This is a genomic window from Pseudomonas sp. URIL14HWK12:I6 (genome assembly GCF_000514195.1).
Taxonomy (GTDB): Bacteria; Pseudomonadota; Gammaproteobacteria; order Pseudomonadales; family Pseudomonadaceae; genus Aquipseudomonas; species Aquipseudomonas putida_A.
In genome coordinates, this window is sequence record NZ_AZVL01000006.1 from 58316 (window position 1) to 75082 (window position 16767).

Below are 16767 nucleotides of genomic sequence, written 5' to 3' on the forward strand. Positions count from 1 at the left end.
TCACTGGCCCGCGCCTGAGTCCAAGGCTAGATGATTTTTGACTGCATTCACGCAAATCTTCGCTCACAGGCCACGGCGTCGCGCCGGGACGACTATGCTGAACACGGTGCAATACTCCATCGGTTGAACCGACAAGTTGCGAGGGAAAAGGATGCCCCGGATGACACCCGCCAGCGGCCTCATGGGCGGCGCGGCATGAACCAGCCAGCAGCGCATATCAATCGTCGGGTGCTTATCGTCGACGACAGCCCGTCGATTCATGGCGATTTCGCCAAGATTCTCTGCCCGCTCGTCCCCGCTGACGACGGCCTGGGCGAAACCGAGAATCTGTTGTTTGGCACCCCGTCCGCGACACCGTCCCAGCATTTCGAGCTGGACTCGGCCTTTCAGGGCCGCGAAGCGCTGGAAAAACTCGAAGCCGCGCTGGCTGAAAACCGCCCCTACGCCATGGCGTTCATCGACATGCGCATGCCGCCAGGCTGGGATGGCCTGGAGACCATCGAACGGCTGTGGCAAGTCGACCCCAAGCTGCAAGTCGCGCTGTGCACGGCGTATTCCGACTATTCCTGGGAAGACATCGACCAGCGTCTGGCACTGAATGACCGCTTGCTGATTCTGAAAAAGCCGTTCGACGCGATCGAGATCCGGCAGATGGCCAGCGCGCTCACGGTCAAATGGCAGATGACCGAAGACGCCGAGCTGAAAATGAACCAGCTGGAACAGGCGGTTCAGGAGCGCACCCGCGAGCTGTCCGACGCCAACATGATTGTGCAGAACAGCCCGACCATCCTGTACCGGCTGCGCGGCGATCCGTCGTTTGCCCTGATGTACATCTCCCACAACATCACCCGCTACGGCCATGTCGCCGCCGACCTGCTGCGCTCGCCCAACTGGGCGCAGGAACTGATTCATCCGGACGATCAGGCCAGCGTCGATGCCGCCATGGCCCGGGTGCTGGATCGGCATGCGTCAGGCGCTTCGATCGAGTTCCGGATGCGCACCGGCCAGGGCACCTGGCGCTGGGTGGAAAACCGCTACATCCCGGTGCGCGATGATGACGGCCGTCTGCTGGAAGTCGAAGGCATCATCCTCGACATCACCGAGCGCCGCGTGGCCGAGGAAAAACTGGCGTTACTGGCGCGCTCCGACGGCCTGACAGGCCTGGCCAATCGCGCCACGCTGATCGAACGCCTGCATCAGGCCTTCGCCGCCGCGCGTCGGGGGGCCGCGCCGTTTGCGGTGTTTTACCTGGATCTGGACCACTTCAAACGGATCAACGACACCTTGGGCCACCCGGTGGGCGATCTGCTGCTGCAGGAAGTCGCCCGCCGCATCAAATCAGGCGTGCGCGAAAGCGACGTGGTGGCGCGCCTGGGCGGCGATGAATTCGCGATCCTGCAACTGGACGTCAGCGATCCGACCCAATCAGCCGCCATGGCGGCCAATATCCGCGACACGCTGCTGGCGCCCTACAACCTGGCCGGCAATGCGTTGCACATTTCGGTGAGCATCGGCATCAGCAGTTACAGCGAGCTCAGTCTCGACGCCGACAGCCTGCTCGGGCAGGCCGACATGGCGCTGTACCGCGCCAAGGAAATGGGGCGCAATCAGTATCACTTCCACTCCGAGGACATCTCGCGGGAAGTGGCCGAACGCATGACCCTGGTCGACGAATTGACCAGCGCCCTTCAGGGCAATCAACTGTTGCTGCATTACGCACCGGAGATTGACCTGCACAGCGGCAGGATTCTGGGCATGGAGGCGCAAATCCTCTGGCAACATCCGCGCCTCGGTCTGCTACCCGCCTCCGCTTTCGTACCGATAGCGGAGAAAACCGGCGCGATCATTCCGCTCGGACGCTGGGTACTGAATCACGCCTGCCACCAGATGCACCTGTGGCGAAATGACGGGGTCGCCCCGCCAGTGATGGCGATCAAGATTTCCCTGGCACAGCTCAAAAGTGGCCCCGAACTGATCTACGACGTTCTGCGCACCACCGCACGCTGGGAACTCGCCCCCTGGGACCTGCGATTCGATGTCACCGAAGCCACGCTGGCCCAGACCAAGTGGACCCACAACGATGCATTGCCGCGCCTGCGTGAGCTGGGCGTGGCGATTGCCATCGATGATTTCGGCACCGAATATTCCTCGTTCGATTACCTGAAAACCTACCGGGTCAATCACCTCAAACTGGCCCAGGGCTTTATCGCCAGCGCGTCCCAGGATGTGGCCGGAGCCAACGCCCTGCGAGCGATCCTCAATTTCGCCCGGGACCTGGACATCGGCATCATCGCCGAAGGCCAGACACCCCTTAATCGACCTGATGTTCCCCGTGCCGAAGCACCGCTGCCCAGCGCACAGGGGTTGTATTTCAGCGAAGCGGTCAGCGCCGAACAGGCGGGCCGGTTGCTCCGGGACGTGCCCCGCGCGGCGCCCTCCCCCAAGGAGGATGAGGCATGAAAACGGCCTTCCCCCAGACCAACCGGCGCATCCTGATCATCGATGACACGCCAGCGATTCATGAGGACTTTCGCAAGATTCTGGCCCCGCAGGCGCAGGACGACGTCGACTTGCATCAGTTGGAACAGACACTGTTCGGCACCCGTCAATCGCCGCACCTGACCTTCCAGCTCGATTCCGCCTATCAGGGCCAGGAAGCCCTGGCCCTGGTCAAACACGCGCTGGCCAGCGGCAACCCGTATGCTCTGGCGTTCATCGACATGCGCATGCCACCGGGCTGGGATGGCCTGGAAACCATCGAACAGCTATGGCGTGTCGATCCAAATCTGCAGGTTGCCCTGTGCACCGCGTACAGCGACTACAGCTGGGAGGCGATGGCCGAACGGCTGGAATTCGGCGACCAGTTGCTGATACTGAAAAAGCCGTTCGACAGTCTGGAAATCCGTCAGATGGCCAACGCCCTGACCTGGAAATGGCAACTGGCGCAGGACGCGGCGCTGAAGATGCTCAGCCTTGAGCAGACCATCGAGGCGCGGGTTCACGAATTGCTCAAGGTCTCGCATCTGTTGCAATACGACAGCCTCACGGAGCTGCCCAACAGCACCCTGCTGGGTGATCGCCTGAGTCAGGCCATGGCTGTCTGCCGGCGCCATGACAAGCAACTGGTGGTGATGTTTCTCGGTCTGGATCGCTTCAAGCGCATCAACAATGCGTTGGGCCATCCGGCGGGCGATGAAATGCTCAAACGCACCGCCCGCCAACTGCTGTCATGCGTGCGTGATTCCGACTCGGTGTTTCGCTATGGCTCGGACGAGTTCGTGGTGATCCTCGGCGACATCAACCATCCACAGCAAACCCACGGCGTCGCGGAAAAACTGCTGGCCGCCATTCGTCTGCCGCAGACGATAGCCGGGCATGACGTCAGCGTCACCGCCAGCGTCGGCATCAGCGTGTACCCCGATGACGGCCTCGAAGCCATCGAGCTGATCAAAAAAGCCGAGACGGCGATGCGCAACGTCAAGGAGCACGGCCCTGACAGCGTTGGCTTCTTCATCGAAGCCATGAACCAGCACGCCCGCGAGCAGCACAGCATCGAGTCGGGCATTCGCCGCGCTCTGCACGAGCACGAGTTTGTCCTGCACTATCAGCCGAAAATCGACCTGCGCAGCGGCACCGTGGTCGGCGCCGAAGCGCTGATACGCTGGCAGAAACCGGGACACGGCTGGATCTACCCGGCGGAGTTCATTCCGGTGGCAGAGGACAGTGGACTGATCGTGCCCTTGAGCAAATGGGTACTGGGCGAAGCCTGTCGCCAGACCCGCGCCTGGCAAACAGCCGGTCTGCCGCCGATCCGCATGTCGGTGAACATGTCACCCATCGATTTTCGCCAGCGTGACTTCGTTGCGGGCGTCGAACGCGTGCTTGAGCAGACAGGCCTGGCCCCTGACTGGCTGGAGATCGAGATCACCGAAGGTGTGCTGATGCAGAACGTCGAAACAACGATGGTAGCGCTCAATCGTTTGAAGGCGCTGGGCACCCGCCTGGCCATCGATGACTTCGGCACCGGCTATTCCAGCCTGAGTTACCTGCGCCGGTTTCCGATTGATGTGCTGAAGATCGACCAGTCGTTCATTCGCGGTCTGTGCAACGACAGCAACGATGCGGCACTGGTCAGCGCCATCATCAGCCTGGGCAAGAGTCTGGGGCTCAACGTCATCGCCGAAGGCATCGAAACCGCCGAGCAACTGGCGTTTCTCAAGGCCCACGACTGCGAAGAAGGTCAGGGCTACTTTTTCAGCAAGGCATTACCGGCTGACGACTTTGCGCACTGGCTGGCCAACGCAGCCCCGCCACCGTGGACGGCGCGATGAACGCCTCGATACCGGCCTTGAGTCAAGGAGACGATTGCCGATGAACCTGTTCCGTCCCGCCATGACGCTGCTGCTGTGCGGACTCTGCGCCGGGGCCAGTGCCGACCCGCTGGACGAGCCGCTCAAACCGTTGCCCGCCGTGCCACAGCAGGACGCCCGACGCGTGGAACTGGGTCGTCGGTTATTCCACGAGCCACGCTTGTCGATCAACAACACACTGTCCTGTGCCAGTTGCCACCAACTGGACAAGAACGGTGCCGACAGCCGGGCGCTCTCGCTGGGGTTCGACGGCAAACCGGTGGCGGTCAACACACCGACCGTGTTCAACGCCAGCCTCAATTTCCGCCAGTTCTGGGACGGCCGCGTCGAGACGCAGGAAGAACAGAGCAATGTCGTCATCACCAGCCCCCATGAAATGGGCAGCGACTGGAGCACGGTCGTCGAGCGGATCGCCAACGACGCCGATTACCGCCGCGATTTCGCCGCCACCTACCCGGACGGCGTGACCAAGACCAACATCCAGCAGGCGCTGGCCAGTTTCGAACGTACCTTGCTGACCCCCAACTCACGCTTCGATCAGTACCTGCTGGGCAATACCGACATCCTCACGCTGGACGAAAAATACGGTTATCAGCGCTTCAAGGAGTACGGCTGTATCGCCTGCCATCAGGGGGTGAACATCGGCGGCAACATGTTCCAGAAATTCGGCGTGTTCGGTGATTACATTGCCGATCGCGGCAACCCGACCGTGGCCGATCAGGGTCGTTTCAACGTGACCGGCGACGAAGTCGACCGGGCGGTGTTCAAGGTGCCGAGCCTGCGCAATGTCGCGATCACCGCACCGTATTTCCACGACGGCTCGGCGCCCACCCTCGAACGGGCCGTGGATGTGATGTTCCAGTATCAGTTGGGGCGCATGCCCAGCGAAGAGGACAAACGGCTGATCATGCTGTTTCTGACAACCCTGACCGGCCAACGGGAAGACAAACCATGATCAACATCTCGCGGCGACGCAGCCTGCTGTTGCTGACCCTGGTCGCCCTGGCACTGGCCTCGATCCTGCTGTTTCTGTACTTCAAGTCCAGCTCCGACCAGACCATGACGTACACCGAGTCGCGGGATCTGATCCGGCAGATCAAACAGCAGAACTCACTGTGGGAAAACGAGATCCTCAAGGCCAGGGTGGCACTGACCCACAACTACGATCCGCTGGTGTCACCGATGAACGAGATGAACCGGCTGTGGGCGCGCTTCGACGCAATCGAATCCGGTCATGGTCGCAGCGACTCGGCGCAATGGAACGAAGCTCACGAGGGTTTTCTGCAGGCGATGCAGGAGAAAACCCGTCTGGTCGAACAGTTCAAATCGCACAACGCGCTGCTGCGCAATTCCCTGGCGTTTTTGCCCACCGCCGAAGACGACATCCAAGAGCAGCTCGCCAACCTGGCGGACCTGGATAAATTACAGCTGCAGAACATCACCACCGACACCTATGACCTGCTGCTCAGCGCCTTGGAATTCGCCCAGGTCACCTCCGACGACAGGGCCGCCGACATCGAGGTCGGCCTGAACAAACTGAAGATCAACGCCCAACGCCTTCCGCCGGCGTTTGAAGCCCCGATCAAGATCATGAGCAATCACATCAGCCTGATCGCTCGCGAGCAGCCACTGGTCAATCAGTTGCTCGAAAGCATCGAAAACATTCCCGTGGCCGAGCGCCTGGACACCCTCACCACCATGCTCGATCGCGATCAACAGCGCGTCGATCAGGTCGACCGCCAATACCACTTCTATCTGCTGCTGTTCTCGGTGCTGCTGATGTTGTCGCTGGTGTGGCTGGCCATCCGCCTGATCGGCAGTTTCGCCGAGATCAATCGGGTCAATACGGCCCTGCAAACCGCCAACGATGCGCTGGAGCAACGCGTCGAGGAGCGCACCCGGGAACTCAAGAACGCCCAGAGCGAGCTGCTCGACGCTGCACGTCAGGCCGGCATGGCGGAAATCGCCACCAATGTGCTGCACAACGTCGGCAACGTGCTCAACAGCGTGAACATTTCCAGCGACCTGATCGCGCGCAAGCTGCGCAGCAGCAAGACCCAGGGCCTGGGCAAGGCGATGCAGCTGATCAACGAGCACCCGCACGACCTCGGCGCCTTTCTCAGCGAAGACGCCAAGGGCAAATTGCTCCCCGGTTATCTCAACCAGTTGGTCGGAGCCATCGCCCAGGAACAGCAGGAAATGATCGACGAATTGAACCAGATGAACAAAAGCGTCGATCACATCAAGGACATCGTCGCCACCCAGCAATCCTACGCCGGCGCCAACAGCATGACCGAGCCGCTCTTTATCAACGAGCTGCTCGAAGATGCGCTGCGCATGAACGCCGGGGCCCTGACCCGGCATCACGTCACGGTGGTCAAGGAGTACGCCGAGGTGCCGCAGGTGATGGGCGACAAACACCGTTTGCTGCTGATCCTGATCAACCTCATCAGCAATGCCAAATACGCCATGTCTGACCTCAGCAACCGCCCCCGCACCATGACCCTGGCGGTAAGAATCGTCGATGACAACTTCCTCGAAATCAGCGTCAGGGACGACGGCGAAGGCATCGCGCCGGAAAACATGACGCGGATCTTTGCCCACGGTTTCACCACCCGCAAGGAAGGTCACGGCTTCGGTCTGCACAGCTGCGCGCTGGCGGCCATCGAGATGAACGGGCACCTCACCGCGCACAGCGACGGACCGGGCAAAGGCGCGCTGTTCACCTTGCAGATCCCCCTGATCAGCGTCACGGAGAACGCATGAGCGAGCTGTCGAACCGCCGCATTCTGCTGATCGACGACATGCCGTCGATTCATGAAGACTTCCGCAAGATTCTCGCGCCACCGGCAGCACAGTCAGTGGAACTGGACGAGATGGAAGCAGCACTGTTTGGCGCTCAGATTCGCGCCGAACGTCCGCCGTTCGAGCTGGACTCGGCCTACGGCGGCGAGGAAGGTCTGGGCAAACTGATGCAGGCCCTGCAGGAACAACGCCCTTACGCGCTGGCCTTCGTCGACATGCGCATGCCCGACGGCTGGGACGGCGCGAAGACCATCGAGCATCTATGGCAGCAAGACCCGCTGTTGCAGGTGGTGGTGTGCACCGCCTACTCGGATTATTCCTGGGATGAACTGCTCGAACGTCTGCAGGCGCATGACCGGTTACTGATCCTGAAAAAGCCGTTCGACAACATCGAAGTGCAGCAGATGGCCAACACCCTGCTGACCAAATGGCAGATGACCGAACGCGCCTCGTTGCAGATGCATCATCTGGAACATCTGGTCGATCAGCGTACCGCGCAGTTCAAGCAGGCCAGCGAAGAACTGCAGCGCGAAATAGATGAACGCAAGCAACTGGAAAGTCAGTTGGTGCAGTCGGAAAAGCTTGCGTCACTGGGGCAAATGGCGGCCGGCGTGGCCCATGAAATCAATAACCCGATCGGCTTCATCTCCTCCAACCTCGGCACCCTCGACGGCTACTTCAACCAATTGTTGAGCGTACTCGATGCCTGGCAGACGCTGGGCCCCACGCCGGACAGCAAATCCGTGGCCCGGCTTGAGCAACTGCGCAAAGACGCCGATCTGGATTTTCTGCTCGAAGACATCCCGGTGTTGATCCGCGAATCCAAGGAAGGCATTGGCCGGGTCGGACAGATCGTCAAGGATCTGAAGGATTTCTCCCGGGTCGATACCCATCAGCAATGGCAGTGGGCCAATCTGCAACAAGGCATCGACTCGACGCTGAATATTGTCGCGAGCGAACTCAAGTACAAGGCCGACGTGATCAAGGAATATCAACCGTTACCGGACATCGAGTGCCTGCCCTCGCAAATCAATCAGGTGATCATGAACCTGGTGGTCAACGCGGCGCAGGCCATGGGGCCCGAGCGCGGCACCATTACTTTGCGTACCGGGCAGCAGCAGGACACGGCCTGGGTGGAAGTCGCGGATACCGGCGCGGGGATCGCGCCGGACATCCTGCAGAAAATCTTCGATCCGTTTTTCACCACCAAACCGGTCGGTCAGGGCACCGGGCTGGGCCTTTCCCTGTCCTACGGCATCGTGAAAAAACACGGTGGCGACATTTCAGTCCGCAGCGAACCGGGCGTGGGCACAACCTTTCGCGTCGAGTTACCGATGCGCCAGAGCCGACCCGCAGCCTGAGGTGTCTCAGGTCGCTTCCTGAAAATCCATCTCCGGCGGCTGACGACGAAAGCCGCCCGTGAGCACCGCCAGATACACCACGCCAATCGCCAGCCAGCTCAGGCCCAGATACACCGCCAGGTGATCCAGGCTGACCATCAGCCACAAGTCCGCCACCAACCCGATGAACGGGAAGAGCAGAAACAGCACCAGCTCACGCGGGCCCTTTTTCTCGCCGCCGATCCAGTAATGAAAGATCACCGACAGGTTGACCAGACTGAACGCCAGGAACGCGCCGAAGTTGATGAACGAAGTGGACGTGGTCACGTCGAGTTTCAGCGCCAGCAACGCCACCACTGCACACAACAGGATGCTGTTGACCGGTGTGCCGAAGCGCGCATGCAAGGTGCCGAAAAACGACTTGGGCAACACGCCGTCGCGGCCCATCGCAAACAGCAGGCGCGAACCGCTGGCCTGGGCCGACAATCCCGAGGCGAACTGGCCGACGATCAGGCCGATGAGGAAGATCGAGACGAACAGATCGCCGCCGATGTTGCGCGCAATTTCATAGGCCGCCGAGTCGACGCTGTCGAACTGGAATGACGGGTGGGCGATCTGCACAAAGTACGACACCCCGACGAAGATCAGCCCGCCGATCAGCGTGATCAACATGATCGCCCGTGGAATGGTGCGGCGTGGGTCGCGGGTCTCTTCGGTCAGCGTGCTGACCGCGTCGAAACCGAGGAACGAATAACAGGCGATGGCCGCGCCACTCATGATCAGCGGCATCTGCATGTCGCCATTGAAGAACGGTTTGATCGACCACAACGGCGTGCGCGCATCGCCGCCAACGTAGTGCACGCACAGCGCGACGAAAGCGATCAGCACCAGAAATTGCACCAGCATCAGCAAGGCGTTGATGCCGTTGGCCAGTTTCAGGCCGATGATGTTGATCGCGCTGGTGATGCCGATGAACGCCAGTACCCAGATCCACTGCGGGATCGACGGGAAGGCCGAAGCGAGGTACGCCGCGCCGATCAGCCAGATCGCCATCGGCAAAAACAGGTAATCGAGCAGCACCGCCCAACCGGCGATGAAGCCGAGCTTGGGGCTGATCGCCTTGCGCACGTAGCTGTAAGCGGAACCGGCGACCGGGAACGCGGCGGCCATGCGCCCGTAGCTCATGGCGGTGAAGAACATCGCCACCAGTGCCGCCAGATACGAGGCCGGGACCATGCCGGCGGTGGATTGCGCGAGGATGCCGAAAGTGCCGAGGACAATGATCGGCGTCATGTAGGCGATGCCGAACAGCACCACCGACCCTAATGAAAGGGTGCGTTGCAAACGAGCCATGGGCGACTTACTCCGAATGTTATTGGATTTATGGCAGAGCCGAGTTCGGCGAATATTTCGGGTGTGGCTTTGTTGTTTTTTGGATCAAGCAGGTGTGTTGTCTGGACTGGCCTCTTCGCGAGCAAGCCCGCTCCCACAGTGACCGCGTTCCCCTGTGAGAGCGGGCTTGCTCGCGAAGGCGTCAGCCCGACCGACACAGAACCCGGATCAGCGCGCAGGAATCAGCAACTCACGCAATCCAGAAGCGTGCTCCACCACCTCCCCCGGCAGTTTCAAACGCTGATCATCCAGGTAGCGGTAATCCTTGCGCGCAACCTCCAACCGGTCGAAATCCAGCTCGACGCTGAACTGCCCCTCTTCCCGCCCCGCTTCGAACAGCAATTCCCCCAGCGGATCCACCAGCGCACTGCCGCCGGCAAACATCAAACCGTCATCCCCGGCCTCGACGCGGTTGACCATCAGCGCAAACGCCTGGTTTTCCTGGGCGCGGGCCATGATCGCGGTGCGGTGGGTCGGGGCGTACGGGTCCATGTTGCCGTTGGTCACGATCAGCAATTCGGCACCCAGTTGCGCCAGTGCGCGGGCGGATTCGGGGAACTCGATGTCGTAGCAGATCAGCAGGCCGACGCGCACGCCGTTCCACTCGCAAGTGGCATAGCGGTCGCCCGCCTCGAACACGCCGCGATCCGAAGCCCAGAGGTGGGTCTTGCGGTACTTGAGGGCGATGCCTTCGGGGGTGATCAGCAGCGTGGTGTTGTAGAAGCGCCCGTTGTCGCTTTCGGCCATGCCGATCACCACGGCGATATTGCGCTCGCGGGCGGCGGCCAGCACGGCGCGGACGGTCGGGCCATCCAGCGGCTCGGCGATCTGCGCCACGGTGTCGGCGCTCGGGAAGCCCATCAGGTGGGTTTCCGGGAACACGATCAATTGCGTGTCGGCGGCGCATGCGGCAATCGCCGCGAGGGCACGTTCGAGGTTGTACGCCGTGTCTTTGTCACGGCCTGCCAGTTGGGCGAGTTCGACTTTCATCGCGAGTCCTTGTGGTCATGGCCGGGCGCTGAAAGATTGCCCGGTGGCTGTCTGTGGGCCAGTATGCGCAGCAAGCAACCGGCCAGGGAATCACGCGGCCGGGGTAACCCGATAGGGGTAGATCCATGACCGTTTCGTTTGATGACATCACCTGGCACCGCGCCGTCGGGCAACTGATCGACGCGCTGGACAAGCCGAATTTCTGGGCGCAACTGGTGCGTCTGCTCGACCAGTACGTGGCGTTCGATAGTTGGGTGGTGCTGCTGTTCAGTGCCGATCAGCACCCGCAGGTGTTCGCCGAATGCCCCGGCGAGGACGGCAGTCCCGACCCGCTGTTTCAGGATTATCTGCGCGGGTTGTACCTGCTCGACCCGTTCTACATCGCCTGCCGCGAGCAGTCGCGCACCGGGCTGTACCGCCTGTCCGAGGTGGCACCGGAGCATTTCGAGCTGACCGAGTATTACCAGCGATACTTTCGTCTGAATGTGGTCGCCGACGAAATCCAGTTCAATTGCCAACTCGAAGGCGAGCGCACGTTGTGCCTTTCGCTAGGCAGTGAAAAACGTTTCACTGGCGAACAGATCGCTTTGCTGTCTTTGATCCAGCCGTGGGTGCTGGGCCTGTTGCGTCAGCGTCTGCCGTACGAGATCAACCAGACCGTGGCCCTCGCTGCCGCACCTGCACCCGCTGACTGGCGGGTGCAACTGGAAGCGTCGGTGCAACAACTCAAGGGCGCGCAACTGACCGCCCGGGAGCTGGATGTCGGGCGTTTGATGCTCAGCGGTTGCTCCAGTAAAGAAATCGCCCGTAAGCTGGAAATCTCCGTAGAAACCGTGAAAGTCCATAAGAAACATATGTACAGCAAGCTGGGGATCAAATCCCAGTCGGAGCTGTTTTCGATTTTTCTCCAGGCGCAGAACGCCTGATAACGCGTGGAAATGCTTTCCTGTGTCGACAGATTCTCTGTGGTGAGGGGATTCATCCCCGATGGGCTGCGCAGCAGCCCCAAGTCTATGCATGCGGTCTTTCAGTTAAACCGCAGTGAATGGTTTTGGGGCGGCTTCGCCACCCATCGGGGATAAATCCCCTCACCACAATAAATCTCATCAACAGGCCCGCCTGCTGCCACAGGTTTGCAAACCATTGAGTCCGAACCAAGGAAACCGTATGAGCCTGTCACTCCTGAGCCGCTACGCCTTCTTTGCCGTCTGCGTGATTTTCACCCTCGCCAGCCTGCCCTTTCTCGAACACGACTGGCTGTGGCCGATCACCGCCGTCACCGGCGTACTGAGCCTGCTTGGTCTGTTCGACCTGCTGCAGAGCCCGCACGCGGTGCGCCGCAACTACCCGATCCTGGGCAACATCCGCTATCTGGTCGAAGGCATCCGCCCGGAGATCCGCCAGTACCTGCTGGAATCCGACAGCGACGCCCTGCCCTTCTCCCGCGCCCAGCGTTCGCTGGTGTACTCGCGGGCGAAAAATGAAAGCGCCGACAAACCCTTCGGCACGCTGATCGACGTGTATCAATCGGGCTTCGAATTCATCGGCCACTCGATGCGCCCGGCGCCGTTGAGCGACCCGAGCGGTTTCCGCGTCACCGTCGGCGGCCCGCAGTGCACCCAGCCGTATTCGGCCTCGGTGTTCAACATCTCGGCGATGAGCTTCGGCTCGCTCAGCGCCAACGCCATCCGCGCGCTGAATCAGGGCGCCAAGCTCGGCAACTTCGCCCACGATACCGGCGAAGGCAGCATCAGCCCGTATCACCGCGAACACGGCGGCGACCTGACCTGGGAACTGGGCAGCGGCTACTTCGGCTGCCGCACCAGCGACGGCCGTTTCGACCCGGAGCGCTTCGCCACTCAGGCACAGAATCCGCAGGTGCGGATGATCGAAATCAAGATGAGCCAGGGCGCCAAACCCGGCCACGGCGGGATCCTGCCCAAGCACAAGGTCACCCAGGAAATCGCCGACACCCGCGGCATCATGATGGGCGAAGACTGCATCTCGCCGTCACGCCACAGCGCGTTCTCCACGCCGATTGAAATGATGCATTTCATCCAGCAACTGCGTGAACTGTCCGGCGGCAAACCGGTGGGTTTCAAGTTCTGCCTCGGGCACCCGTGGGAGTTCATGGGCATCGCCAAGGCCATGCTGGAAACCGGCATCCTGCCGGACTTCATCGTGGTCGACGGCAAGGAAGGCGGCACCGGCGCAGCGCCCGTGGAGTTCACCGACCACATCGGCGTGCCGATGCGCGAAGGCCTGCTGTTCGTGCACAACACCCTGGTCGGCCTGAACCTGCGCGACAAGATCAAACTCGGCGCCAGCGGCAAGATCGTCAGCGCGTTCGACATCGCCAGCGTGCTGGCCATCGGCGCCGACTGGGCCAACTCCGCGCGCGGTTTCATGTTCGCCATCGGCTGCATCCAGTCGCAAAGCTGCCACACCAACAAATGCCCGACCGGCGTCGCCACCCAGGACGCTCTGCGCCAACGCGCCCTCGTCGTCCCGGACAAGGCTCAGCGCGTCTACAACTTCCACCGCAACACGCTCAAGGCGCTGGCAGAAATGCTCGCCGCCGCAGGCCTTGAGCATCCGTCGCAACTGTCGGCCAAGCACCTGGTGCGCCGCATGTCGGCGACCGAGATCAAACTGTTCTCGCAGTTGCATGTGTTTCTGAAACCGGGGGAATTGCTCACGGGTGAGGTGAATGGCGAGTTCTATTCGCGGATGTGGCAGATGGCGCGAGCAGACAGCTTTGAGCCGCAGGAAGTGGCGGCAGCCTGAGCATCGTCACCAACTGAGCAGGCGGTGAGGCGGCGGCTCTTTCATGACGATGAAACCGTAATCGCCAATCAGGTAAATCCGGTAATACAGGCTGTCCACCAGCGCTGGAAACCCCTGATAACCGACGCGGGTGGCGTTGCGCCGCTCGCGTTCGGCGACCACGTTGGTAATGCCTGCTGACGGCAGATTTTCCGCGAGGATGAAGTAGTCGACGTTGAGCAGATAGTGCAGCACCGGCAGCCGCTTGAATGAACCGGTCGCACTGGCCAGCCAGCGCTCTGAGTAGCTCACCGAGAGATAGATCCGCTTGGCTTCACGCAGCTCGCGATGGGCAGCGATGTCATGGCTCAGGCTGTACAGCGCGCTGTTGGCGAAGGTTTTCTGCAGATTCAGTACCCGGCCGTAGGCGAAGGACAGCGAGAGAGTCGCCAGCAGCGCAATGATCAGCAGCAAGGGCAAGCGACGATGCGCGGATGCCAACGCAACGTGCGCCAGATAGAACAACCCCAGCAACAACACGCCGAAGCCCATCAGGGTGCGCGCGCCTTCATTGAAATCACGGAACAGCAGCGTGATCCCCGGCACCAGCAAGACCAGCACTGGCAGCGTCAGCAAGCACAGCAACAGGGTTGACCAACGGTTCTGGCGGTACTGAATCAGGCGCACACAGCCAGCGATCGCACACAACACCAGCGCAGCGAAAACCCACGGGTAGCCACCGTGAAACAGCAGCGCGACTTTCTCCAGGACCCGAGCGAAATTGATGCCGATCTGCAACAGCGGATCGGCGTCCAGGTTCAACAGATCCGTTTTTCGCAACGTTTCCATGAACGGGTACGCCGTGGCGCTGTAGATCAGGATGCCCAGGCCCGCTTGTGCGAGTTTCCAGCCCAGCATCCGCAGGATCTCCAGCCACTGCGTTCGCCGCTGAACAGCCCTGATCAACTCGACACAACACAGCCCGAGAAACACATTGAAGCTGATCTGATAAAGACCGATCGCCAGCGCCAGCAACGCCCCCGGCACCAGCCAGCGCTGCACCCGCGATGAACCTTCGAACGTGATGGCGTAGATCGCCGCGACCATGCTCAGGGCCATGATCGGGCCGTCGTATTGATAGGACAAGTTCTGCAGCAGGAACGGGTTATACCAGAGCGGCAACGGCACCAGACAGCAGGCCAGCGTCGGTTCTGCAAAGTAGTGAAAGGTCAGGCGCGTCAGGGCCAGACTCATCGCTACGACGGCGAGCAACAGCGGCAACGGAAAGATGTTCGGCGCGGCGCCGGTGAACGTCAGCGCTTGATAAAACCAGTCGGCAAACAATCGCCCCTGCCCGGCCCAGGCATTGCCGGCGGCCAGCGTGCGCCAGTTGTCGTCGATGTACGGGAAGTCGGCGAGGATCAGGGGCAGGACGTACAACGCGGTAGCCAGCAGGAAGAACAGCGCGACCTGACGCTGACTGAGTTCTCGTTGGAGAAATGCGCTCGTTCTCATGTGCGCGCCCCGTTTCAATGCCGCGCGAAATTGCGAAGTGATACAGGTTTTGAGCCTTGCTTCGAGGTTTTTATCGCGCTTTCAGACCGGCGGTTACAGCTTCTGAAGCGCCCATGAAAAAAGCCCCGACCAATGGGCCGGGGCTTGTGTATCACCGTACTGTCGACTTACGAAACCGAACGCACCGCACCCTGCGTTTCACCGGTCGGTTGCAGCTTGAACACGTAGAACAACACGGTCAGCAGCACCAGGAACACCGGCCCCACATATAGCGCCACGCGGGTGTCCGGGAAGTACGCCATCAGGCCGACCACCAACACCAGAAACGCCAGCGCGAAGTACGAGCTGACCGGGTACAACCACATCTTGTATTTCAGGCCGGCACGTTCGCTGGCGCTCAGGCCTTTGCGGAATTTCAGTTGCGCCAGCAGGATCATCACCCAGGTCCAGATCGCGCCGAAGGTCGCAATCGACGTCACCCAGACGAAGACTTTCTCCGGCACCAGGTAGTTGAGCAGCACGCCGATCAGCAGCGCGAAAATCGACAACAGCAGCGCGCGGCGTGGCACGCCATTGGAGGTCTTGGCGAACCCGGCCGGAGCCTGGCCGTTCTGCGCCAGACTGTAGAGCATGCGCCCGGTGCTGAAGATGCCACCGTTGCACGACGACAGCGCCGCAGTAATCACCACGAAGTTGATAATGCCGGCGGCGGTCTTGATGCCCAGACGCTCGAAGGTCATCACGAACGGGCTGCCCTGGGTGCCGATTTCGTTCCACGGGTAGATCGACAGGATCACGAACAGCGCGCCGACGTAGAACAGCAGAATGCGCCAGAACACCGAGCCGATTGCATCGGGAATGGTCTTCTGCGGGTTCTTCGCTTCACCGGCGGTCAGGCCGATCATCTCAACACCGAGGTAGGCGAACATGACCATTTGCAGGGACATCAGCACACCGGTCACGCCGTTGGGCATGAAGCCGCCGTGGGCCCACAGGTTGGAAATCCCCAGCGCCACGCCGTCGTTGCCGAAACCGAAAGCAATGATGCCGACGCCGCCGATGACCATGGCGATGATGGTGACGATCTTGATCAGGGCGAACCAGAACTCGAATTCACCGAAGGCTTTTACCGCGATGAGGTTGATCGAGCCCATGCTGATCAGCGCTGCGAGGGCCCAGATCCAGCGCGGTACATCGGGGAACCAGATGCCCATGTACACGGCGACGGCGGTGATTTCCGCGACGCAGGTCACCAGCCACAGGAACCAGTAGTTCCAGCCAGTGAGAAAGCCCGCCAGCGGGCCGAGGTAGTCCTGGGCGTAGCGGCTGAACGAGCCGGCCACCGGGTTGTGTACGGCCATTTCACCGAGGGCGCGCATGATCACCAGGATCGCCAGACCGCCGAGAATGTACGACAGCATGATCGCCGGGCCGGCCATTTCAATGGCCTTGGCCGAGCCGAGAAACAGGCCGACGCCGATACAGGCACCGAGTGCCATCAGGCGAATATGCCGTTCGCCGAGTTCGCGTTTAAGCGGGCCGCCGTGAGCGGTCTCGCCATGGGGCAGGTGATTGCCGACTGGCATAGG

General features: G+C 61.2%; 11 protein-coding genes. 7 read left to right on the top strand and 4 right to left on the bottom strand.

Annotated features, from left to right (window positions below; genetic code table 11):
- Positions 1-195 precede the first annotated feature (195 nt).
- The 5 genes from H043_RS0112075 to H043_RS0112095 are packed head-to-tail and all read left to right on the top strand — an operon-like array spanning position 196 to position 8536.
- On the top strand, positions 196-2460 hold the full coding sequence (locus H043_RS0112075) for an EAL domain-containing protein (protein WP_049827872.1): 2265 nt from the start codon (positions 196-198) through the stop codon (positions 2458-2460).
- Positions 2457-4331: a bifunctional diguanylate cyclase/phosphodiesterase gene (locus tag H043_RS0112080; protein WP_027612088.1), complete on the top strand. Its 1875-nt coding sequence runs from the start codon at positions 2457-2459 to the stop codon at positions 4329-4331. The genes H043_RS0112075 and H043_RS0112080 overlap by 4 nt, the downstream gene beginning before the upstream one ends.
- Positions 4332-4371: 40 nt before the next feature.
- Positions 4372-5325 carry a cytochrome-c peroxidase gene (locus H043_RS0112085; RefSeq protein ID WP_027612089.1) on the top strand — a complete coding sequence of 318 codons (954 nt, stop codon included), beginning with the start codon at positions 4372-4374 and terminating at the stop codon, positions 5323-5325.
- Positions 5322-7136 carry a DAHL domain-containing protein gene (locus H043_RS0112090; protein ID WP_049827873.1) on the top strand — a complete coding sequence of 605 codons (1815 nt, stop codon included), beginning with the start codon at positions 5322-5324 and terminating at the stop codon, positions 7134-7136. The genes H043_RS0112085 and H043_RS0112090 overlap by 4 nt, the downstream gene beginning before the upstream one ends.
- Positions 7133-8536 (top strand): ATP-binding protein, encoded by a 1404-nt coding sequence (locus H043_RS0112095; RefSeq protein ID WP_027612091.1) that lies wholly within the window; start codon positions 7133-7135, stop codon positions 8534-8536. The genes H043_RS0112090 and H043_RS0112095 overlap by 4 nt, the downstream gene beginning before the upstream one ends.
- A 6-nt stretch (positions 8537-8542) precedes the next feature.
- Here H043_RS0112095 and H043_RS0112100 read toward each other — a convergent pair whose 3' ends face one another.
- Together H043_RS0112100 and H043_RS0112105 are read right to left on the bottom strand one after the other, a co-directional pair.
- Positions 8543-9868, bottom strand: coding sequence for an APC family permease (locus tag H043_RS0112100; protein ID WP_027612092.1), 1326 nt, complete (start codon positions 9866-9868; stop codon positions 8543-8545).
- A gap of 207 nt (positions 9869-10075) precedes the next feature.
- Entirely contained in the window at positions 10076-10897 is an 822-nt protein-coding gene (locus H043_RS0112105) for a carbon-nitrogen hydrolase family protein (protein ID WP_027612093.1), read from the bottom strand.
- 125 nt (positions 10898-11022) lie between these two features.
- Here H043_RS0112105 and H043_RS0112110 point away from each other — a divergent pair, with 125 nt between their 5' ends.
- Both H043_RS0112110 and H043_RS0112115 read left to right on the top strand, forming a co-directional pair.
- Complete coding sequence (locus H043_RS0112110) at positions 11023-11823, top strand: LuxR C-terminal-related transcriptional regulator (RefSeq protein WP_027612094.1); 801 nt, start codon at positions 11023-11025, stop codon at positions 11821-11823.
- A 241-nt stretch (positions 11824-12064) separates the two neighbouring features.
- A complete protein-coding gene (locus H043_RS0112115; RefSeq protein WP_027612095.1) occupies positions 12065-13684 on the top strand; it encodes an FMN-binding glutamate synthase family protein in 1620 nt (539 codons plus the stop codon).
- Positions 13685-13690: 6 nt separating this feature from the next.
- Here the strand turns inward: H043_RS0112115 and H043_RS0112120 are convergent, their stop codons facing one another.
- Complete coding sequence (locus H043_RS0112120) at positions 13691-15178, bottom strand: glucosyltransferase domain-containing protein (RefSeq protein WP_027612096.1); 1488 nt, start codon at positions 15176-15178, stop codon at positions 13691-13693.
- Positions 15179-15345: 167 nt separating this feature from the next.
- Positions 15346-16764, bottom strand: coding sequence for an amino acid permease (locus H043_RS0112125; protein WP_027612097.1), 1419 nt, complete (start codon positions 16762-16764; stop codon positions 15346-15348).
- Positions 16765-16767 lie beyond the last annotated feature (3 nt).

What these genes read in the sequence shown, in the direction of transcription:
- H043_RS0112075 (WP_049827872.1), top strand. Translation starts at nt 196, where the DNA reads ATGAACCAGCCAGCAGCGCATATCAATCGTCGGGTGCTTATCGTCGAC.
- H043_RS0112080 (WP_027612088.1), top strand. Translation starts at nt 2,457, where the DNA reads ATGAAAACGGCCTTCCCCCAGACCAACCGGCGCATCCTGATCATCGAT.
- H043_RS0112085 (WP_027612089.1), top strand. Translation starts at nt 4,372, where the DNA reads ATGAACCTGTTCCGTCCCGCCATGACGCTGCTGCTGTGCGGACTCTGC.
- H043_RS0112090 (WP_049827873.1), top strand. Translation starts at nt 5,322, where the DNA reads ATGATCAACATCTCGCGGCGACGCAGCCTGCTGTTGCTGACCCTGGTC.
- H043_RS0112095 (WP_027612091.1), top strand. Translation starts at nt 7,133, where the DNA reads ATGAGCGAGCTGTCGAACCGCCGCATTCTGCTGATCGACGACATGCCG.
- H043_RS0112100 (WP_027612092.1), bottom strand. Translation starts at nt 9,868, where the DNA reads ATGGCTCGTTTGCAACGCACCCTTTCATTAGGGTCGGTGGTGCTGTTC.
- H043_RS0112105 (WP_027612093.1), bottom strand. Translation starts at nt 10,897, where the DNA reads ATGAAAGTCGAACTCGCCCAACTGGCAGGCCGTGACAAAGACACGGCG.
- H043_RS0112110 (WP_027612094.1), top strand. Translation starts at nt 11,023, where the DNA reads ATGACCGTTTCGTTTGATGACATCACCTGGCACCGCGCCGTCGGGCAA.
- H043_RS0112115 (WP_027612095.1), top strand. Translation starts at nt 12,065, where the DNA reads ATGAGCCTGTCACTCCTGAGCCGCTACGCCTTCTTTGCCGTCTGCGTG.
- H043_RS0112120 (WP_027612096.1), bottom strand. Translation starts at nt 15,178, where the DNA reads ATGAGAACGAGCGCATTTCTCCAACGAGAACTCAGTCAGCGTCAGGTC.
- H043_RS0112125 (WP_027612097.1), bottom strand. Translation starts at nt 16,764, where the DNA reads ATGCCAGTCGGCAATCACCTGCCCCATGGCGAGACCGCTCACGGCGGC.